At 56.0% G+C, this 20305-nt stretch carries 17 protein-coding genes; 11 read left to right on the forward strand and 6 right to left on the reverse strand.

Annotated elements, in window-relative coordinates; genetic code table 11:
- Window positions 1-255: 255 nt before the first annotated feature.
- Both ACR0BU_RS00405 and ACR0BU_RS00410 read left to right on the forward strand, forming a co-directional pair.
- Window positions 256-1437, forward strand: coding sequence for an efflux RND transporter periplasmic adaptor subunit (locus ACR0BU_RS00405; protein WP_300067249.1), 1182 nt, complete (start codon window positions 256-258; stop codon window positions 1435-1437).
- 3 nt (window positions 1438-1440) lie between these two features.
- Window positions 1441-4578 carry an efflux RND transporter permease subunit gene (locus ACR0BU_RS00410; protein WP_480735319.1) on the forward strand — a complete coding sequence of 1046 codons (3138 nt, stop codon included), beginning with the start codon at window positions 1441-1443 and terminating at the stop codon, window positions 4576-4578.
- Between the two features lie 86 nt (window positions 4579-4664).
- Here ACR0BU_RS00410 and ACR0BU_RS00415 read toward each other — a convergent pair whose 3' ends face one another.
- Window positions 4665-5237, reverse strand: a complete 573-nt coding sequence (locus ACR0BU_RS00415; protein WP_480735317.1) for a DUF2087 domain-containing protein — start codon at window positions 5235-5237, stop codon at window positions 4665-4667.
- Between the two features lie 211 nt (window positions 5238-5448).
- Window positions 5449-7038 carry a glycerol-3-phosphate dehydrogenase gene (gene glpD / locus ACR0BU_RS00420; protein ID WP_480735315.1) on the reverse strand — a complete coding sequence of 530 codons (1590 nt, stop codon included), beginning with the start codon at window positions 7036-7038 and terminating at the stop codon, window positions 5449-5451.
- A gap of 253 nt (window positions 7039-7291) precedes the next feature.
- Here glpD and ACR0BU_RS00425 point away from each other — a divergent pair, with 253 nt between their 5' ends.
- The 6 genes from ACR0BU_RS00425 to ACR0BU_RS00450 all read left to right on the forward strand — a co-directional run bounded on the left by ACR0BU_RS00425 (window position 7292) and on the right by ACR0BU_RS00450 (window position 12036).
- Entirely contained in the window at window positions 7292-8053 is a 762-nt protein-coding gene (locus ACR0BU_RS00425) for a DeoR/GlpR family DNA-binding transcription regulator (protein ID WP_480735313.1), read from the forward strand.
- 116 nt (window positions 8054-8169) lie between these two features.
- A complete protein-coding gene (locus ACR0BU_RS00430) occupies window positions 8170-8325 on the forward strand; it encodes a DUF5993 family protein (protein WP_298932371.1) in 156 nt (51 codons plus the stop codon).
- A gap of 9 nt (window positions 8326-8334) precedes the next feature.
- Window positions 8335-8904, forward strand: coding sequence for a disulfide bond formation protein B (locus tag ACR0BU_RS00435; protein WP_299078544.1), 570 nt, complete (start codon window positions 8335-8337; stop codon window positions 8902-8904).
- Between the two features lie 34 nt (window positions 8905-8938).
- Complete coding sequence (locus ACR0BU_RS00440; protein WP_480735312.1) at window positions 8939-9295, forward strand: DUF3302 domain-containing protein; 357 nt, start codon at window positions 8939-8941, stop codon at window positions 9293-9295.
- 21 nt (window positions 9296-9316) lie between these two features.
- A complete protein-coding gene (locus ACR0BU_RS00445) occupies window positions 9317-10462 on the forward strand; it encodes an HlyD family secretion protein (protein ID WP_480735310.1) in 1146 nt (381 codons plus the stop codon).
- 11 nt (window positions 10463-10473) lie between these two features.
- A complete protein-coding gene (locus ACR0BU_RS00450) occupies window positions 10474-12036 on the forward strand; it encodes an efflux transporter outer membrane subunit (RefSeq protein WP_480735308.1) in 1563 nt (520 codons plus the stop codon).
- A 3-nt stretch (window positions 12037-12039) separates the two neighbouring features.
- Here the strand turns inward: ACR0BU_RS00450 and mprF are convergent, their stop codons facing one another.
- Together mprF and ACR0BU_RS00460 are read right to left on the reverse strand one after the other, a co-directional pair.
- The gene (gene mprF, locus ACR0BU_RS00455; protein ID WP_480735307.1) at window positions 12040-14649 is read right to left on the reverse strand and encodes a bifunctional lysylphosphatidylglycerol flippase/synthetase MprF; all 2610 of its coding nucleotides are present in this window, start codon (window positions 14647-14649) and stop codon (window positions 12040-12042) included.
- Window positions 14650-14791: 142 nt separating this feature from the next.
- On the reverse strand, window positions 14792-15220 hold the full coding sequence (locus ACR0BU_RS00460; protein ID WP_298932381.1) for an Lrp/AsnC family transcriptional regulator: 429 nt from the start codon (window positions 15218-15220) through the stop codon (window positions 14792-14794).
- A gap of 86 nt (window positions 15221-15306) precedes the next feature.
- Here ACR0BU_RS00460 and rocF point away from each other — a divergent pair, with 86 nt between their 5' ends.
- From rocF to ACR0BU_RS00475, 3 genes are read left to right on the forward strand one after another with little or no spacing between them, the layout of a single operon-like run.
- Window positions 15307-16227, forward strand: a complete 921-nt coding sequence (rocF, locus tag ACR0BU_RS00465) for an arginase (protein ID WP_300067263.1) — start codon at window positions 15307-15309, stop codon at window positions 16225-16227.
- Entirely contained in the window at window positions 16227-17147 is a 921-nt protein-coding gene (gene ctlX / locus ACR0BU_RS00470) for a citrulline utilization hydrolase CtlX (protein ID WP_299078535.1), read from the forward strand. The genes rocF and ctlX overlap by 1 nt, the downstream gene beginning before the upstream one ends.
- A gap of 9 nt (window positions 17148-17156) precedes the next feature.
- On the forward strand, window positions 17157-18197 hold the full coding sequence (locus ACR0BU_RS00475) for an ornithine cyclodeaminase (RefSeq protein WP_480735305.1): 1041 nt from the start codon (window positions 17157-17159) through the stop codon (window positions 18195-18197).
- Window positions 18198-18247: 50 nt separating this feature from the next.
- Here ACR0BU_RS00475 and ACR0BU_RS00480 read toward each other — a convergent pair whose 3' ends face one another.
- Together ACR0BU_RS00480 and ACR0BU_RS00485 are read right to left on the reverse strand one after the other, a co-directional pair.
- The gene (locus tag ACR0BU_RS00480; protein WP_480735303.1) at window positions 18248-19651 is read right to left on the reverse strand and encodes a TRAP transporter large permease; all 1404 of its coding nucleotides are present in this window, start codon (window positions 19649-19651) and stop codon (window positions 18248-18250) included.
- A 3-nt stretch (window positions 19652-19654) separates the two neighbouring features.
- On the reverse strand, window positions 19655-20284 hold the full coding sequence (locus ACR0BU_RS00485) for a TRAP transporter small permease subunit (RefSeq protein ID WP_298932391.1): 630 nt from the start codon (window positions 20282-20284) through the stop codon (window positions 19655-19657).
- Window positions 20285-20305: the final 21 nt, after the last annotated feature.

Below are 20305 nucleotides of genomic sequence, written 5' to 3' on the forward strand. Positions count from 1 at the left end.
TGCGTCATGACAACGGAGGCCTAATCGGCCTCCGTTTTTTAGTTTGTTTTGCAGCATCGCCGCCCGTTGCTCAAAGCGCATCGACCTAAGTCAGGGAACTGACGAGATAATTTAGACTGCGCACCAGAAGCACTCGTACTCAAGAAGCTTGAGATATGGCAACAAAAGCGCCATCCTGAGTCTGAATTCTATCGACTCGCCGCGGTGTCAGGTGTGCCCGGTCACTTAATCCTTAGTTTGAACGAGGCATTTTCCATGGCCCTTACACTTAAATCCGTTGACCCCAGCAATTGCGGACCCGCTTGGGCGATAGGAAAGCAGTTTGCTTTGGTTTTCTGTCTGGCCATAGCGCAACCGTCTCTGGCGCAAGAAGGGCAAGGCGATGCAACGCCCCCCAAGGTTTCAATCGCGGCGGCCTATACACAGGAAATCACGGATGAGGCGGTTTTCATTGGCCGTGCCGAAGCAATCGACAAGGTCGACATCGTCGCGCGGGTCAATGGGTTTCTGGATAGCCAGGATGTGGAAGACGGCGCTTTGGTCCAAAAAGACGACCTGTTGTTTACGATTGAGCCTGACCTCTACGAAGCCACGTTGGAGGCCCGCAAGGCTGATCTGGACCGCGCCGAAGCCAACCTTGAGCTGGCCAGGGTCGATTTGGCGCGAAAGGAAGAACTGTACAAACGCGATGCCACTCCAGAATCAGAACGTGACATCGCCCGTGCCAATGAGCTTGTCGCCGAGGCCGAAGTTAAAGCTGCCAAGGCTGCTATTCAACAGGCAGAGTTGGACCTGAGCTATACGCGAATTCAGGCACCATTCGCCGGGCGCATTGGTCGCGTGACCACGAGCGTTGGCGATGTTGTAGGGCCCAACAATCCCGCATTGGTCAATCTCGTCAGCGAAGCACCGATCTACGTCAACTTTTCGCTGAATGAAAAACAGTTCACATCGATCCTCGAAACTTTTAACGAGAATGCGGCGTCGCTGTCGGAAAGCGAACAAAGCCCCAACGTGCACGTAACACTGCCTAACGGAACCGATCTGGATGAAACCGGAAAAATAGTGTTTGTGGACAACCGCATCGATCCTTTAACCGGCGCGATAACCATGCGGGCCGAGTTCGACAATACCAAACGCCTGATCCTGGATGGTGCATTCCTGAGTGTTCACATCGAAGCGTTGGAGCCAACGCTGCAGGTTCTCATCCCGCAGGCGGCTTTACAGCGGGATCAACGGGGTGAATTCGTACTGGTTGTCAATGACAAGCAGATGGTCGAACAGCGCTACATCACCACTGGCGACACAGTCGGTACGGCAATCATCGTTTTAGATGGGTTGCGCGAAGGTGAGAGTATCATTGTCGAGGGTCTTCAACGGGTACGCCCGGGCGTCGCCGTAGATGCGGTCGTCGCCTCTGAACAGCCGGGAGAATAACTGATGTTCTCAGCCCTGTTCATCAGCCGGCCCAAGCTGGCGCTTGTCATCTCGCTTGTCCTGACAATTTTGGGCGGTATCGGATATATGGTCCTTCCGGTGGCGCAGTTCCCGGACATTACCCCCCCGGTGGTCAGTGTTACGGCCACCTATACCGGCGCCAATGCCGAAACCGTTGAAAACACCGTTGCCGCCCCGATTGAGGCGCAGGTCAACGGTGTGGACGACATGATTTACATGACGTCCACGTCATCAGATAACGGGTCCTACTCGCTGAACGTCACCTTTGAGGTCGGCACAGATCCTGATATCGCGTCCGTAAACGTGCAAAACCGCGTCGCGCAAGCGACCTCCTCCCTGCCGACCGAAGTTACGTCCTCGGGTGTTGTCACGCAGAAATCTTCGACCAACATGCTGATGTTGGTCACACTGACCTCGCCCGAAGGCACCTATGACAGCGTTTTTCTATCGAATTACGCGTCGATCAATCTGCGCGATGCGCTGGCCCGTGTTCAGGGCGTTGGTAAGGCCGACGTTCTGACCAACTTGGAATACGCCATGCGGATCTGGATGGATCCCGATAAGATGGCGGCCCTGTCCATTACGCCCGGTGACGTAATCAACGCCATTCGCGAACAGAATATCGAGGTGTCCGCCGGCTCCATTGGGTCTCCCCCGGTGCCCGAGGGGCAGACATTTCAATACACGATCAAATCCAAGGGCCGCCTGACGTCGGCCGAAGAGTTTTCCAATATTGTGATCCGCACCGGCGAAGCCGGTGCTATCGTTCGCGTCAAGGACATCGCCAGAACCGAGTTGGGCGCCCAGTTCTATTCAGCGTCCGGATATTTCCAGGCAGTTCCGGCCACCGTGATCGGCATCTATCAGGCCCCTGGTGCCAATGCGCTGGCCGTGTCCGAGCGGGTTCAGACTGAGTTGGAGCGCCTGTCACGCTCTTTCCCTACTGATGTGGAATACGATGTGCCCTTCAACACCACGGACTTCGTCGAAGCCTCTTTGAACGATGTGGTGTCAACGCTGATCCTGACTTTCATTCTGGTGATCTCGGTCGTGTTTGTGTTCCTAGGCAGTTGGAGAGCGACAATCATTCCGGCAGTCGCAATCCCGGTCTCCCTGATCGGAACATTCGCGTTCTTGCTGATGTTTGGCATGTCGTTGAACACGATTTCTCTGTTCGCGTTGGTGTTGGCTATCGGGATCGTGGTGGACGATGCCATCGTTGTTGTTGAAAACGTGGAACGCATCATTGCAGATGAAGGCCTTCCCCCGGCCGAGGCGACCCGAAAGGCAATGGGTCAGATCACAGGTCCCGTCATTGCAACCACCCTGGTTCTGCTGGCTGTGTTCGTTCCAGTGACCTTCATGCCCGGCATCACGGGGCGGCTTTATTCTCAGTTTGCCGTCACAATCTCGACCGCTGTCGTAATCTCGTCGATCAACGCGCTTACCCTTTCGCCTGCGCTGTGCGGCCTCGTGCTGCGCGCCCGGTCCGGCCCCCCCAAAGGAATTCTGGCCCTGTTCGAAGGGCTGATCGGCACGGTGCGCAGCGGCTATGTCGCCATTGTGCGCAAGCTGCTGATCATGCCAGTGATCGCACTGGGACTGATTGTGGCGCTGGGTATGGGCACCGGGACGATCATGTCCAACACATCAGCGGGTTTCATTCCGCTTGAGGACAACGGCTATCTGTTCGTGGATGTGCAGCTGCCTGACGCAGCGACCCTGGAACGCACGGAAACAGTTACCAAACGTGTGGACGAACAAATTCGCGAAATCCCCGGGGTCGCCAGCACCGTTCTGGTTAACGGCTTTTCGATGCTCAATGGCACCATCACCAACGGCGCAGCGATTTTCGTCAATCTCGACAACTGGAGCGAACGGCAGGAAGATGACCTGAGTGCCGACGCCATCCTTGCCAAGATCCTCGCCATCGCCAACGGCGAGTCAGCAGCGTCTATACTGGCCTTTAACCCGCCACCCATTCAGGGATTGGGCATGTCGGCTGGCGTTGAGATGGAGGTTCAGCAAACCGGTGGTGGGACGCCGCAAGATCTGGCCTCAGCGGTCGGGTCCTTTGTGTATGCGGCCAATCAACGACCTGAAATCGCACAGTCTTACACGACATTCCGCGCAAACGTTCCCCAGCTGTTCGTTGATCTGGACAGGGAAAAAGCCAAAACTCTGCAAGTGTCTGTTTCAGAGATTTTCCAGACGATGCAGGCTCAGTTGGGATCGTATTATGTGAACGATTTCAACCTGTTTGGTCGGGTCTATCGCGTGATGATTCAGGCAGACGGGACATATCGCGACAATGTCGAAGATATCTCGAACCTCTATGTGCGATCCACCCAGGGTGACATGGTGCCGCTGGGCACGCTGATTGATGTAGAAAACGTGTTGGGGCCGGTTTTGCTGAAACGCCACAACCTGTTCCGATCCGCCACGGTGACGGCGGTTCCGGCGCCAGGACTATCCAGCGGGGATGCGATCAATGTGATGACCGAGGAATCCGCGACCGCCCTGCCCCCGGGCTACGCGTTTGAGTGGACCGGAACGGCGCAGCAACAATTGGCATCGGGCAGCATTGTGATCGTGATTCTGGGGCTCGCCATTCTGTTCGGCTATTTGTTCCTGGTTGGCCAATATGAAAGCTGGTCGCTACCGGTGTCTATCCTGCTATCGGTCGTCGTCGCCTTGTTCGGCGCGGTTGCTGCGGTGGCGATCGTGGGCAGCGATATCAACCTGTATACGCAGATCGGGATGATCATGCTTGTGGGTCTTGCGTCCAAGAACGGCATTTTGATTGTCGAATTTGCGATGGAACAACGCGCCAAAGGCCTTTCCATCAAAGAGGCAGCGGCAGAAGCTGCCCAACAACGGTTCCGGGCCGTGATGATGACAGCATTGTCCTTCCTGCTGGGCGTTGTCCCGCTGTTGGCGGCAAACGGTGCTGGCGCGGCCAGTCAAAAAGCCATCGGTGTCGCCGTGTTTGGTGGCATGCTCGCGGCAACTCTGGTTGGCGTTATCCTAGTGCCGGTCCTGTACGCCCTTATGCAGGGGCTCAGAGAATGGCTGAAGGGCAACAAAAACGACCCGGGCACGCCCGAAGAAGCAACCTGATCACTATAGTGATCGAACAAAAAAAGCCCCGCAGATACTGCGGGGCTTTTTTACTTCTCAGAAACTGATTGGAAAGTTCTGGACCGCTAAGTGCGCGCACTATGTAAGAATTGTGCCTCGGTTCGGGCCCGTCGAAGGGACGTTACCGTGTGGATCAACATTTCCGCTTCTGCGGGCGGGGCTTGCTCAACTCGTTTGTAGTCGGTTCCGTCGTTTTTCCGTGTCAGAAGGCCGCAAGAAATCATGCTCCGCCGCAAGATTGCCGGATCGCCGAACATGTGTTCACGGTTAAGATGCGCATTCACATCGCGCTCGCGAAGCGCCTCACCGGCAGGCAAAGCGGCCCACAGCGCCCAGAGCGCAAGCGTTTGCACGGACCGTTTCGATGGCCACTGGCGTAGACGCCCATGTTTGTCGAACTGCAACAGCGCACGTTCGACCGAACGCATGTCGAGAGGGGGTTTGTGTCTTTGCACCTCCAACCGCCGTTGGGCTGCATTTTCAGATCGCATATGCTGAACATTTTGAAACCCGGCTGCCCGAGCGATCATATTCATCAGCGTCAGATGCGGCGGGCTCGCTTCGGCAAGTTGCCCGGATAAGGACTTGGTAAACACCGTCAGATCATCTGCGTGCAGGGGTAAAGGGGTTTTGGTCATCGTGCATCCATCGCGGGCGTTTTGCTCGATCGTCGGTCGCTGGCTTAACGAAACAACGCCCTGGTAATTGCGATGCCGTTTGAGAATGAATAGCAGGTTTAGCACTCTGGTAAGAGCAGCGACGCCTCGGTGTCTGCCGACCGTGCCCGTTGGGTAGCACGACCGGAGACGAATTCAAAGCACCATTCAAACAGGACCTACAAAGCCAGCGCTAAGCGGCGCTTTGGGTGTTTTGCCGTTCACCCATCCACTGGTCCAACCGGGCGATTTGATCCGCGGACAGGCGAAGCCCCAGCTTATTGCGACGCCAGACTACATCTTCCGCGTTGTGCGCATATTCTTTGTCCATCAGCCAAGTCACTTCGCGGGCACTCAGGGTCGCACCAAAATCCTCGCCCAGATCCGAAGCCTGGTTGGCATCACCAAGCACCGCCGTGGCCTCAGTGCCATAGGCCCGGATCAGGCGTGCGGCCCAAGGTTGGCCGAGAAACGGGTAGTCAATCATCAGCCGAGCTATCTGATCCTGCACACCGGTCACCGGGAAATCACCGCCCGGCAGGGCAACGCCTGCCGTCCAGGGACCTGGCAAATTCGGGAAATGCTCAGCAACTTTCTCTAGCGCGCTTTCGGCCAAACGACGATAAGTTGTGATCTTGCCACCAAACACGTTCAGCACGGGCGCTCCGCCCTGCGCATCAACTTTCAAAGTATAGTCCCGCGTTGCCGCGGTGGCGCTGCTGGCCCCGTCATCATACAGTGGGCGCACACCGGAATAGGTCCATACGACATCGTCTCGGGTCACCGGCTTCTGGAAGTACTTTGAGGCAAACGCACACAGATAATCTTGCTCGGCTACCGTGCACAAAGGAGGAACAGATGGGTCGGAATGATCCTGATCAGTCGTGCCAATCAGGGTAAAATCCTGCTCATACGGGATCGCGAAAATGATGCGGCCGTCTTCGCCCTGAAAGAAATAGCACTTGTCATGATCATAAAGCTTGGGCGTAACGATATGGCTGCCGCGCACCAAACGCACACCTTCACGAGAGTTCACGCGGATCTTGGTCTGAATGATGTCGCCCACCCATGGGCCACCCGCGTTGATCAACATCTTTGCCCGGATCAACCGGGTTTCGTCACTGTCTTTGTTCCGGATCGTGATATGCCACAGGTCGTCTACCCGCTCGGCCGAGGTGACCTCGGTCCGCACCATGATCTCTGCGCCCCGGGATTCCGCGTCACGGGCGTTTAGAACAACCAGTCGCGAATCCTCGATCCAGCAATCGGAATACTCGTATGCTGTCTCAAACTTATCCTGAAGGGGTTCGCCTTCGGGCGCTGTATGCAAGGTCAGCGAGGTCGTGCCCGGCAGGATCTTACGACCACCCAGGTGGTCATATAGGAACAATCCCAACCGGATCAGCCAAGCCGGACGACGCCCGCGCATCCGCGGCATAACCGTGCTTAGCAGTTTTGACGTCGGCGTTTCAGCATCAAACCGCATGTCTTCGTGATAGGGCAGCACAAAGCGCATCGGCCAACTTATGTGGGGCATCGCGCGCAGTAGGGTTTCACGCTCGATCAGCGCCTCGCGCACAAGGCGGATTTCGAAGTACTCAAGGTACCGCAATCCGCCGTGGAACAGTTTGGTCGACGCGGACGACGTAGCGGACGCCAGGTCGTTCATTTCGGCCAGCATGACCGATAATCCGCGACCGGCTGCGTCCCTTGCTATACCGCACCCGTTAATCCCACCGCCGATGATGAACAGGTCGGTGATCTGGCTGTCTCGCTTGTCCACGGCAGGATGATCCTTTGTGTTTAGACTCGAACGTGTTCGTTTAATAAACTTTTTCTTTCGTTTATATTCGTTCGCTAGCGAAGACAACACCAAAGCAGGGCATCCTTTGCAATATCAGATCAGGCAACGATTAAGTCATAGGTCGGGCCGACTAACGCGAGCATAGAAGACACTCACATAGAACAACGCGAGTCCTTGCAAATTTTCCGAAAAAGAACAAAAACGAACAAATCGAAGATTACTGGAGCCGCTTATGCCGCTTTCTTTTCGCCAGTCCGACATTCTGAATATGGCCAAACAAAACGGCCGCGTGGCGGTCGACGATTTGGCCGCGAAGTTCGGCGTAACGGTCCAGACCATCCGCAGGGATCTGTCCGAACTGTCCGATATGGGCGAACTGGATCGGGTGCATGGCGGCGCGGTTCTGCGGTCAGGCGTTTCGAACATCGGGTATGAAGACCGCCGCAGCCTAAACGAAGGCGCCAAAACCCAGATTGCACAAATCTGTGCCGCGGAGATTCCGGACGGTGCATCGGTGTTCATGAATATAGGAACGTCGACAGAGGCTGTTGCACGCCAGCTATTGACCCACAAGAACCTCATGGTGGTGACCAACAACATGAATGTCGCCAATATTCTGGTCGAAAACCCAGAATGTGAGATCGTTGTCGCAGGTGGAATTCTACGCCGTTCGGATGGTGGACTGATCGGCAACCTGACCGTTTCGACCATCAGGCAGTTCAAATTCGACTATGCAATTGTAGGATGTTCCGCGCTGGATACCGATGGCGATCTCTTAGATTTCGATTTCCAGGAGGTCCTTGTCAGCCAAACCATTATCGAACAGGCGCGGCGAACATTGTTGGTTGCGGATCACTCAAAGTTCCAGCGCTCTGCCCCGGCGCGCATCGCGTCACTGCGTGACATCGACTTCTTCTATACAGATTCTCCCCTGCCTGAGGATCTGGCCCGAAAGTTGGTGGAGTGGGATACAGCACTCCGCGTGTGTACATAAGCCTCATCACATTTCGCTAAAAACGCGAATTCCTCTCGGTATCCTTGCAAGACAAGGTCGAGCCTGACAGTATCCCTAAACATTGCGATCGTAGCACGGAATGGGAGAACCGGGCCATGATAGCGCTTTTATTTGCGTTACTTACAGCCACCATGGGGCTGAACTATTTCAAGATGACAACGGCTGCCAACACGCTGTTTTTCATCACGCTGGCGTTGAGTGTTTACTGGCTGAAGTTCCACGCGACCAGCCAACTAACCATTCAACTTTAAGGGGCCGTGATGACATCTGAATTGTCCAGAACACTGAATGCCTTTGGAATGCTGGCTGTCAGCTTAGTACTGGTATTGGCATTTTTCTATCAATTGAAACTCTATGAATTGCCCTGCCCGCTTTGCCTGTTGCAGCGTGTTGGCTTCGTTGCCGTCGGTGTTGGTCTGGGCCTCAACCTGTTATACGGGCCACGCCCTCAGCATTATGCGATCATGTTGATCGCGGCGCTATATGGGGGCAGCGTTTCTGTGCGCCAGATTTTGCTGCATATCGTACCGGGTACAGGGCACTATGGCTCACCCGTATTGGGCCTGCACTACTATACCTGGGCCGCGATCTGCTTTTTCCTGATCCTTCTGGGCACGTCAATCATGTTGATGTTTGATCGCCAATACGCAGATCGCACAGACGCAACGGAAAGGTTTGGCGGCAGCTTACTTGCAAAGGTGGCTTTCATCATCATGCTGGGCCTGGCGGCACTGAACGCCGTCTCGACATTGATTGAATGCGGACCTGGCATCTGCGCCGATCCACCGACCAGCTACAAATTGATTGACGAATTGGGCACCAACAACTGAGGATGGGACAACCGTCCTGAAACGAGGAACGCGCATGGGACTTTTGGGCCAGCCGCTGGGCTACTACGACTATCTGACATTTGTCGCACTGATCCTGCTTTTGGCGGCCGTGATGGGGCTGTTTCTGTTCATCATGGGTCTGCCCGGACGGATCGCGATCAAGCGCAACCACCCGCATGCCGAGGCCGTAAAGATCATGGGTTGGATGGGCTTTTTGGCCGTCGTACCTTGGGTACATGCCTTTATGTGGGCGTTCCACGACGGCATGACAGTCGACATTCGCCGCCTGCCCGAGGACGAACGCGACGCCATCAGAAAAGAGATCGAACGGTTAGGCGGTACGGTCAAAGAAGAGTATCAGTCCCAGACTGGCGAGACGCAGAAAAGCTAAGGCCGAAGGAAACAAAACACTATGTTCGTCGCACTTGGCATTACGCTTTTTTACATCATTTTCGTCTGGTTCATTTTCTTCAAGGCGCAATGGCTGAAATTCAACATCACCTGGGGGATTGTTTCGTTCTGGGTCGGCGCGCATTTGCTGCTGATCTTTCTGGTCGCGCTGCGGTTTTTCCAGCCCTTCTCCGTCGACAGTCATGTGGTGCGCTCAACAATCCAGATCGTGCCAAAATTGACCCAGCCGACAATTCTGACCGAAGTGCTGGTCGAACCAAACACACAAGTCACCAAGGGCGATCCATTGTATCGCTTTGACGACACGATCTTCTCGCTTGCGGTCGACAACGCCAATGCCCAGCTGGTTGCGGCGGAACAAAATGCCAAGATTCTTGAACAGGACGTGATCGCCTCGACAGAATCGGTCGAACGGGCAAATGCGCAGCTTGCTTACGCCCTGACGCAAAAAGCGCGTTATGAAAACCTGGTCCCTGCGGGCGGTGCGCGGCAGGACGAACTGGATCGCTGGAATGAGCAGGTCACCGAGGATCAGGCATCGGTCAAACAAGCCGAAGCAAATCTTCAGAAAGCACAGCTGGCTTTGGAATCGCAAATCGACGGAGTCAACACAGGTATCCTTCAGGCACAAGCCCAGTTGGCCGAGGCCGAGTACTTCCTGGAAAATACGACCATCTATGCCCCCGAGAACGGCATGATCGTTTCGCAACAGGCACGCCCCGGATTGGTTGTCGGAGACGTCCGGTTGGGTGCCATTGCCAGCTTTGTGACCGAAGACAGCCCCTATATTCTGGCGACGTTTCGACAGCAGAACCTAAAATTTGTTGAACCGGGGCAAGAGGTTGAGGTGGCTTTGGACCTATACCCGGGCGAAATTCTGCCCGGCAAGGTCGAGGCGATCTGGTGGGCCACCCGCCAGGGGCAGTATCTGCCATCAGGCCGCCTGCCCGGTTTTGAGCTGCCAAAGCTGCCTGGCCGGATCGCGGTACAGATCACCGTAGATGTTCCCAAAGAACGCACATTCCCTGCAGGCGGCCACGCGGCGGTCGCGATTTACACCGGCCAGGGTAAAACCTTTGAGTTTCTGCGACGCATCAACATCCGCCTCTACTCATTCGCCAACTTCATCCGACCGCTGGATATTTAAGGACACGCATCATGACACGGGCCAAATCCTTTCGCAGATTGATGGGGACTGCCCTTTGCGCCGCCGCGCTTGTTGCGTGCACCCCTGTCGGCCCCGATTTCGTCCAGCCGAATTCGCCCGTCGTCAAACAGTGGATCGAGGTGAACAGCCCCAGTGTCGGCCAAAGCGGGCTGACTTCGCGCAGTGCACCGGTGGTCAAATGGTGGGAGACGTTCAACGATCCGACCCTGAACAAGCTGATCGCCGAAGCTTATGCGCAAAACCTGACTTTGCAGGTGGCTGGTGCCCGTGTGCTGCAGGCGCGCGCGCAACTGGGCATCGCATTCGGAGAGCTCTACCCTCAGTCACAAGCAATCGGCGGATCGCTGGAACGGCGACAGATCAGCGATAACCTTGCCCCTGTCGCAGACATCAACCGGATCATCCCATTGGATACCGAGTTTTCCACGTCGCAGGTTGGATTTGATGCGCAGTGGGAACTGGATGTCTGGGGCGCACAGCGGCGCGGTGTCCAAGCTGCCCGGTCGAACCTGGCCTTGCAGGTAGCCAATTATGACGACGCGCTGGTCACACTGACCGGCGATGTAGCAGCCCTGTACGTCAATATAAGGGCCTTGCAGGAGTCGCTGTTCGTTGCGCGCGACAACATCAAGCTGCAACAGGAATCCGCAGACCTGACCCAGCTTCGTTTTGACAATGGTGTCACGACCGAGCTGGACGTGCAGGAATCCAAGGCGCTGTTGAACAACACCAAAGCTCTGGTGCCCGAGTTGGAAAGCGATCTGCAGCAAACCAAGAACGCATTGGCGGTTCTGTTGGGTGCCACCCCATCGCGCATGACCAGTTTGCTGGGCAACTCGGGACGGATTCCATCGGCCCGGTCCAATGTCTCGGTGGGTGTTCCAGCAGAGTTGCTGCGCCGCCGCCCAGATGTACGCGCGGCTGAGTTGGCCGCTGCCACGCAATCAGCACAGGTAGGGATCGCCATGGCGGACCTGTATCCGCAGTTTGTGCTCTCTGGATCTATCGGCTTGCAGGCCTCGGGCGGACGCGACCTGTTCAGCTCAAACAGCGCCACCGGGCTGGCAAGCGCGGGCGTTGTTTGGAACGTGTTGAACTACGGGCGGATCAAGAACAATGTGCGCGCGCAAGACGCCGCCTATCAAGCGCTGATCGCCAATTACCAGAACACCGTTCTAACAGCCTATTCCGAGGTCGAAAGCGCCATGGTTGCCTATGCCCAAGCGCGCAAACAGGTAGGATTCTATCAACAGAGCGTGGACGCGTCGCGTAAGGCCGCTGACATAGCCGTCAGTCAGTACAGGGACGGGATCGCCAGCTATTCGCGCATCCTGAACACACAAACTGCTCTTTTACGGTCGCAGGCCAATCTGATCCAGGCGCGCCAACAGGTCTCGAGCAATCTGGTCGCAGTTTACAAAGGCTTGGGTGGCGGCTGGCAGATCCGTCAAAATCAGGAATTCCTGCCCGAAACGGTGTTGGCTGAAATGGCATATCGGACCGACTGGGGGGACCTGCTGGAACAGGCCCCAACACGCGCCAGCCTGAACTGACAGCTATTTCGTCAGTCCGCGCAACCCGCCCGAGATCAGAATGTTTACCTCATACAGAATCCGCGGTGCCGCAAGGCCGCCGGGGCTGGCTAAGTAATTTGGGCTCCATTCCGGGTCGAATTTTTGCTTGAACGATCGCAGCCCTTCGAAGTGATAGAACTGCTCACCATGTTCATAGACGAATCCTCCGATCTTGTTCCAAATCGACGCCAGTTGACGGTTTTCGATCCCCGAGAAAGGCGCCGCGCCCAATGAGAACCAGTGAAATCCCTGCTCGGCCCCCCATGCCATCATCTCTGCAAAAAGCGCATCCATGACAAAGCTGGGGCTGTCAGGCTCATACCGCATAAGATCCAGCGATAGCTCGGATTTATTGCCGCCCTGAAACAGATTGGCAAAGGCCATGATCTTGCCTGTTTCGCCGTCTCTCAGAACTGCATGGTCGAAATAAGACAGGTAATCGTCGTCGAACCCGCCTAGGGCGAACCCCTTCTCGGCCCCGGCCTTCTTTTCCAACCAGCGATCTGAAATCTGACGCAGTTCCGGTAGTACAGGCGCAAGTTCTTCCTTGGGTATAATCTCGAACACATACCCTTCTCGCTCGGCCCGGTTCTTGGCTTGCCTAAACCGCTTGCGGGGCTTTCCATCCAACGAGAAATCTTCCAATGGCACGCGCGCGACCTCTCCGATTTTCAGGATCGAAAGGCCAAGATCCAGAAACGTGGGCAGGTACTTGGTCGAAACACTGTAGAATGCACAGAGCTTCCCTTCACGGTCTGCCATCTCACGCAATTGCCAGATCAGTTGCTGTCCAGCCGTTTCATCTCCAACAGGTTCACCTTTTGAGATAATGGCGTTTCCAGTATCGGCATAGGCGATAAAGGCAGACTCGTCCGGTGATATCAGAAACTGCTTGTCACCCGTCAGGGAAATTTGGGACTCGGTGTCCTCACTTTCCATAACAAGCTTTTCAACCGCCTCGGGGATGCCGACGCGCGCTGGCGCAGGGATTTCACGACCAAAGAGTGAGGTCACCGCGACGACGCCAAGGATGACAGCCACCACAAGGCTGGACCGTAGAAAGCGTGATGCATCGCCGTTCCACGCAAACTCCCACCACAAGGCGTTTTGATACTGAACATGAGAATAGGCAAACAGGCCGACCCAGAAGATGACCGCCAGCAAGGCGATAACGCTGACCAGCCACGGGACGTTCAACCTAAAGATCGACGCACCGCTGACGCGATAAAATGCACCTCGGAACGTGGCAAGTAGCGCAATCGTACCCAACATGCTGATCGCTTCGTGAGTGTCCAAACCTTTGGCCAAGGAGGCCACGAAGCCCGCCACCATCAGGAGCATGGCGACAGCCCATGCGCGATAGAGTTTGCGGAACAAGCCGCGCGACACCAGGATGAGCAAAACGCCCACGACGCTGCCGGCCAGATGCGACGCCTCGACAAAGGACAGGGGCAGAAACTCGCGCAAGACGCCCAGGTTCTGGCTATCGGATGGTAATGCACCCGAGACCAGCAGGATCACACCGGCGATAGCCGCCACGCCTGCTGCAACCATTGGCACGATCGGTCGGATGACGCGATAGACCCATGTCGCCGCCCCGCCGATCCGGCGGCGTTGGGTAAGGGCCGAAGCCACACCGATGGACACGCTGGCAATTCCAAAGGGTAGGAAGGTGTAAACTACGCGGTACAGCAGTAGCGCAGCGATCACGTCAGACCGGCCTGACGCACCGAGACCGGCAATCAGTGTCGCCTCGAATACACCTATGCCGCCGGGTGCATGGCTTAGGATTCCGACAGCAATTGCCGCCACGTAGATTGTAAAGAAATACGGAAATCCGACGCCCAGATCATCTGGCATCAGAACGTACAGCGCCATAGATGCACCAAACAGGTCACCAAGCGCGGCCAGAGTCAGTAGGCTGGCTAGTTTGCCTCCGGGTAGATCAAACCCGACCCCGGCAAAAGCCAACCGGCGCCCACCGCTGGATAACCAGATGAACAAAACCACCAAGCCGGCCAGCATGGAAAGCCCGATGATAGTTTCGGTCGTTTCGCTGATTGGCATCACCTTGGAAATTCCGTCAGGGTGCAGCGTCAGCAGGACACCCAAAATCAGAACCAATCCCATCCAGAAGGCGACCCAGGACGTGGCAATCACCCCAGCCACACGCCCCAGATCCAGCCCTAGCGATGCGTAGATCCGATACCGTATCGCAGTTCCAGTGATGTACGAAAACCCGAGGCAGTTGGAGACTGCGTACCCACTTGCACCCGCCATACCGGCCACAGGTAATGGCACCTTGCCACCTGCAACGCTTTGAACCGCAAAGACATCATAAAAAGACAGAGAAACAAAGCTGAATGCGGTCCAGCACAGGGCGAAGAACATCAACTTCCATGAGGTTACCGCAATGTCGGTTTGCACATCTGACCATTTCACATGCGCAGACAGATCATGCAAAATCGTCAACGCCATGAATGTGACAAAAACCGGTATCGCGATCCGTACCCAAGGCTTTTCAATAAGCGCCGCGAGCTTTTCCGCCCAGTTCTTAGCGTTGGAGTCTGCGCCTTGATCTTGTGTCGTCATGCTTAAACCACCCACCCGAACCTTTGTCGCCCGTGACACTCGCGCCTGCCGATCTACAGACGAGGCTTACGTCACCCTCATTGAAATTCTGTCACGATTTCCTTCAAACTCAAAGCATTACAAGAACCCTGAGCGACCAGGTCTAAAACCGGCCCTTGCGTGTTGAAAGCAACAGGTTCGTTTCGGATCGATTGATGCCTTCCATCCGTCGGATTTGAAACAGCACTTCGTCAAGCTCTGCCAGCGTTTCCGTGCCGATCTCGGCGATCAGATCCCAGCTTCCGTTTGTCGAATGCACCGCACGGACCTGACGCATAGCTGCAATTCTGGCCATGGTTCTTTCCGTGCCTCGACCTTCGATTTCCAACATCATCAGACCACGCACCGGGCTTTGCGCCACATCACGGCGGGTTAGAACGGTAAAGCCAACAATCTCACCCGATTGCTTCAATCGTTGCAGCCTGCTGCGCACCGTCGTGCGGGTCACACCAAGGATTTCAGCAAGCTCGGACAAAGATGCCCGGGCATCTCTGTGTAGGGCGCTCAGCAAGCGAGTGTCCAAATCGTCCATATTTCATTCCCATTTCGGATTTCTTGTTTTCATTTTGAACAATTTGCTTTCTTCACGCAAGACGCATCGACAGGCTAAATGAGCACATGGATATGAAAGACATAATACTGATCGGCGCACCCATGGACGCCGGGAAACGCCGACAAGGTTGCCGTATGGGCCCGGACGCTTATCGCGTCGCCGGTCTGCAAAACGCACTGACGGACCTTGGTCATACCGTAGCCGACCGAGGGAACGTTCACCCCGAAGACGTCGATGTGCCCGAACACTCACACTTGTACTCGCTACCTGAATGCATCGGCTGGACACGGGCCTTAAGCAAGGCGGCACAGGACGCAGCACCCAACGGCGTTCCGATTTTTATGGGCGGCGATCACGCCTTGTCGATGGGCACTGTTGCCGGGATGGCCGCCCACGCCAAGCAAATCGGACGCCCGTTATTCGTGCTCTGGCTTGATGCGCACAGCGATTTTCATACACCCAACAGCACAGGCAGTGGCAACCTGCATGGCACGCCCGTCGCCTATTTCACCGGGCAATCCGGTTTTGATGCTTTCCCACCCCTGCCCGATGTCGTCCCGACAGACCGGGTTGGCATGATCGGATTACGTTCGGTCGATCCGGCAGAACGCGCCGAGCTTGAGCAAGAGCGCGCCATGCTGGCCGACATGCGCAGCATCGACGAGAACGGCATCAAGGCCCCGCTCATGGCGTTTTTGGACCGTGTAAAGGCTGAGAATGGTATCCTGCATGTCTCACTGGACGTCGACTTTCTTGACCCTGCCGTCGCCCCTGCTGTCGGCACCACCGTTCCCGGCGGTGCAACCGAGCGTGAGGCGCATCTGGCCATGGAATTGCTACATGAAAGCGGATTGGTCTGCTCGTTGGATCTGGTCGAACTGAATCCGTTCCTGGATGAGCGTGGACGGACCGCCAAACTGATGGTCGACCTGGCCGCCTCGTTGATGGGCCGCCGTATCTTTGACCGCCCGACGCGGAGCTTTTAATGTTATCCCTGCAAGCCCCTTCTGCGGTCGTTATGATCCGCCCTCATGCCTTTGCCTCTAACCCAGAGACACGGGATGACAATGCCTTTCAAACTTTGGCCAACCGGTCAGCGGCGGCAACATCCGCCGCCGCGCGCAACGAGCATGACAAGGCTGTCGCGCAATTACAGACCGCCGGGGTCACTGTTCACGTCTTTGATGACCATGGCGATCTGGACACCCCAGACAGTGTTTTTCCGAACAATTGGTTTTCCACCCATCCGGGTGGTCACGTGGCGATCTATCCGATGTTTGTGCCGTCCCGTCGGCGCGAACGCCGCGCGGATGTGATCGAATTGCTGAAGCAGGAATACCGGGTTCAGGACGTTATCGACTACTCTGGTCTTGAACAGGACAACCTCGCGCTCGAGGGGACCGGGGCGATGGTTCTCGACCATGTCGGCCGCATTGCCTACACCGTCAAGTCCAACCGCGCCGATCCTGTTCTGTTGGAAAGGTTTTGCACCCACTTCAACTATGAACCGATTGCATTCGAAGCCCGCGACGCAGCCGGTCGGGACGTGTATCATACCAACGTATTGATGGGGATCGGCACGCATTACGCGTTGATCTGCTTGGACATGATCCCGGACGCCGAACGGCGCGCCACAGTCCGGGCACGACTGGAAGAATCCGGTCGGGCGGTCATTGATCTGTCTCATGGCCAGATTGCTGAATTCGCCGGCAACGCAATCGAACTCTTGGGAGACGACGGCCTGGTTCTGGCCCTATCCAGCAGGGCGCTCGCCTCTTTGACGCCCGACCAAATCGAGAAAATCGAGGCCAGCGCAAAGCCGCTGCCGCTGTCGGTTCCCACAATTGAAACAGCCGGTGGATCAGTGCGCTGCATGATTGCAGGCGTTCACCTGTCCCGCCGATAGGAGCGCGATATGAAACCTTCTGACAAGGCCCTTGTGCCCTTTGTTTCCGTCGACAACATGATGCGGCTTGTTCACCACATCGGTGTCGAACAGATGATCACGCAGATTGCTGCGCAGATCGAATCCGATTTCAAGCGATGGGAGAGTTTTGACAAAACCCCCCGCATTCCAGCGCATTCCCCCCATGGTGTGATCGAATTGATGCCAACCTCGGATGGTGAGGCCTATGGTTTCAAATACGTCAACGGCCACCCCAAAAACACCTCCGAAGGGCTGCAAACCGTCACGGCGTTTGGGTTGTTGGCAGATGTTTACACCGGTTACCCCACCCTTTTGACCGAAATGACAATGCTGACGGCGCTTCGCACGGCCGCAACATCCGCTCTGGTTGGAAAATACCTGGCACCCAAGAATGCATCCACTATGGCAATGATCGGCAATGGCGCTCAGTCTGAGTTTCAATGCTTGGCCTTCAAGGCCATGTGCGGGATCAACACCGTTCGACTATATGACGTTGATCAGAACGCCACAGCCAAATGTGCAGCGAACCTTCAGAACAAAGGTTTGACCGTGGTGGCGTGCAAAACGCCCGAGGACGCGATCGAAGGTGCTCAGATCATCACCACCTGCACGGCAGACAAAAAATATGCAACGATCCTGACCGATAACATGGTTGGCCCTGGCGTTCACATCAACGCCATCGGTGGCGACTGCCCGGGCAAAACCGAATTGCATCGGGACATTCTTCTGCGGTCAGAGATTTTCGTCGAATACCCCGAACAAACCCGCGTCGAGGGGGAAATTCAGGCGCTGGACGCAGATCATCCGGTAACCGAGATGTGGCAGGTGATGACCGGGCAAGCGAAGGGTCGCAACGATGACCGCCAGATCACTCTGTTCGATAGTGTCGGGTTCGCGATCGAGGACTTTTCGGCGCTTCGTTACATCAAGAATGCCATTGAGAGCACTGATTACTTTGAACCTTTAGACATGCTCGCAGATCCTGATGACCCTCGTGATCTGTTCGGAATGTTGATGCGGGCACAATAAAGAACCCGCAACATCACTCTACTCACCCCGGTTTTCGCCGGGGTGTTTTTTTATCCGGCCAATGATGGCAAGTAGAGCACGATGCCTGGAAACGCCACCAACAAGGCAATCGTCACTGCATCAGCGATGAAAAAGGGCGTCACGCCTTTAAATACGTCCTGAACGCTGAGGTCTGGACGCACCCCGGCCACCACAAAACAGTTCAGGCCAATGGGTGGTGTGATCAGACAGAACTCGGCCATTTTCACGACCAGAATGCCGAACCAGATGGCACACATGGGGCCAGACATGCCAAATGCGCTTTCGGCAGCGCTGACAGCCTCTCCTCCGTTCAAAGCCATTACGGCAGGATAAACCACCGGCAGTGTCAGAAGAAGCATACCGATCGCGTCCATAAACATGCCCAGAACGGCATAGGCCAACAGGATACAGATCAGGATCAGCATGGGCGACATTTCCAACGACGTGATCCAGTCTGAAAATGCACCAGGCAAGTCCGCAAACCCCAGGAAACGCACGTAAATCAGGACACCCCAGATGATCGAGAAGATCATGGCCGTCAGTTTAGCGGTTTCCAGCAGGGCTGATTTGAATTCGGGCCACCGCATCCCGTGGAACAGGGCGAAACAGAACACGATGAACGCGCCGATCGCACCGCCTTCTGTCGGAGTGCCCCAGGCTTTGTCTCCAAACGGGTTATAGACAAAGCATATGATGATCAGGATGACCGCCACGATAGGCAGCGCACCAGGAAGCGCGGTGAAACGTTCCTTCCATGTAAATCCTGTCACAGGGGGGCCGACATTCTTGAAAACAACGGCGATGCCAACAATCAGCAATCCGTAAACAAGTGCGGAAAACGCGCCCGGTATGAACCCAGCCAGCAGTAGCTTGCCGACATCCTGTTCAACGATAATGGCGTAGATCACCAGAATCGCGGATGGCGGGATCAGCGACGCCAACGTGCCCCCTGCCGCCACAACCCCTGCAGCAAAACGTTTGTTATACCCGACGCTCAACATCTCGGGGATCGCGATGCGGGCGAAGACGGCTGATGTTGCTACCGACGCTCCGGACACAGCTGCAAACCCAGCCGTTGCGAAAATCGTGGAAACGGCCAACCCGCCAGGAACCCAGGCGACCCAACGTTTGGCTGCCTCAAACAACGCTCGGGTCAGACCTGCGTAGTAGGCAAGATACCCGATCAGGATAAACGTCGGGATCAGGCTGAGCGTATGTGAGGCAACCTTGGAGTGCGGCACCTGTCCAGCTGTTTTCACGGCAACGGTCAGAGCCTTGCCAAAACGATCAGGGTCATAGCCGAACTTTGCCCAGAAAATCCAGACGAGCCCGATCAGCCCGGTCAGAGCGGCTGCAAAGGCCACGCGCATGCCTGTAAGCACCAGAACAAGCAGCCCGCCTGTCACCCACAGGCCAATTTCAATCGTGTCCATGTCCTAGTCCTGCCCTTCGAACTGCTCGGCCTCGGCGGCCGCTAAGGCTGCGGCATCCTGAATCAAAGGGACAGCGACTGGTGTTTTCAGCCCCAGCACAAAAGCCCGCCCATAGCCCCAGACCTGCAGGGCCAGCCGTAGACACAAAACCGAGAAGGCAATCGGTGCCAACAATTTGGCAGGCCAAAGAGGGATACCGATGTCAATGGAGCTATCCCTGCTCCACAGCGGGGCACCAAAATCAAAGGACCGGTCGAAATGGGACCAACTGCCCCAGACCAGTGCTAGCATCAGGACAAGGATCAGGATCACCGAAATCAGCTCGAACAACCACAACGCCCTGCCACGCAGGCGCGAGATGACGATATCCATCCGAATATGCCCACCGTCGCGCTGAACGTATGAGATGCCCAGGAAAGCAATCAACGGCATGGCTTGTTCGATCCAGTCAACATAGCCGGGCAAAGGCGCGTTTAAGGCGTTGCGCCCACCGACGGACACAACGGCCAACACCATCAATCCAAAAACCGCCATCCCGCTGATCAGCGCCAGAAATTTTTCTGCGCGCAGCAAATGCTGATCCAACTGGCTGAGGCGACTGCCGTCTTCCAGCACCGTGGCTTGTCCTGCCATTCCGGTGATCCCCTATTCTTG

This window comes from Ruegeria sp. CK2 (genome assembly GCF_056536585.1).

Coding starts and splice junctions, on each gene's coding strand:
- ACR0BU_RS00405 (WP_300067249.1), top strand. CDS start 256: ATGGCCCTTACACTTAAATCCGTTGACCCCAGCAATTGCGGACCCGCT.
- rocF (WP_300067263.1), top strand. CDS start 15,307: ATGGATATGAAAGACATAATACTGATCGGCGCACCCATGGACGCCGGG.
- ctlX (WP_299078535.1), top strand. CDS start 16,227: ATGTTATCCCTGCAAGCCCCTTCTGCGGTCGTTATGATCCGCCCTCAT.
- ACR0BU_RS00460 (WP_298932381.1), bottom strand. CDS start 15,220: ATGGACGATTTGGACACTCGCTTGCTGAGCGCCCTACACAGAGATGCC.
- ACR0BU_RS00440 (WP_480735312.1), top strand. CDS start 8,939: ATGGGACTTTTGGGCCAGCCGCTGGGCTACTACGACTATCTGACATTT.
- ACR0BU_RS00435 (WP_299078544.1), top strand. CDS start 8,335: ATGACATCTGAATTGTCCAGAACACTGAATGCCTTTGGAATGCTGGCT.
- ACR0BU_RS00430 (WP_298932371.1), top strand. CDS start 8,170: ATGATAGCGCTTTTATTTGCGTTACTTACAGCCACCATGGGGCTGAAC.
- ACR0BU_RS00415 (WP_480735317.1), bottom strand. CDS start 5,237: ATGACCAAAACCCCTTTACCCCTGCACGCAGATGATCTGACGGTGTTT.
- ACR0BU_RS00475 (WP_480735305.1), top strand. CDS start 17,157: ATGAAACCTTCTGACAAGGCCCTTGTGCCCTTTGTTTCCGTCGACAAC.
- ACR0BU_RS00410 (WP_480735319.1), top strand. CDS start 1,441: ATGTTCTCAGCCCTGTTCATCAGCCGGCCCAAGCTGGCGCTTGTCATC.
- mprF (WP_480735307.1), bottom strand. CDS start 14,649: ATGACGACACAAGATCAAGGCGCAGACTCCAACGCTAAGAACTGGGCG.
- ACR0BU_RS00485 (WP_298932391.1), bottom strand. CDS start 20,284: ATGGCAGGACAAGCCACGGTGCTGGAAGACGGCAGTCGCCTCAGCCAG.
- ACR0BU_RS00450 (WP_480735308.1), top strand. CDS start 10,474: ATGACACGGGCCAAATCCTTTCGCAGATTGATGGGGACTGCCCTTTGC.
- ACR0BU_RS00480 (WP_480735303.1), bottom strand. CDS start 19,651: ATGGACACGATTGAAATTGGCCTGTGGGTGACAGGCGGGCTGCTTGTT.
- ACR0BU_RS00445 (WP_480735310.1), top strand. CDS start 9,317: ATGTTCGTCGCACTTGGCATTACGCTTTTTTACATCATTTTCGTCTGG.
- ACR0BU_RS00425 (WP_480735313.1), top strand. CDS start 7,292: ATGCCGCTTTCTTTTCGCCAGTCCGACATTCTGAATATGGCCAAACAA.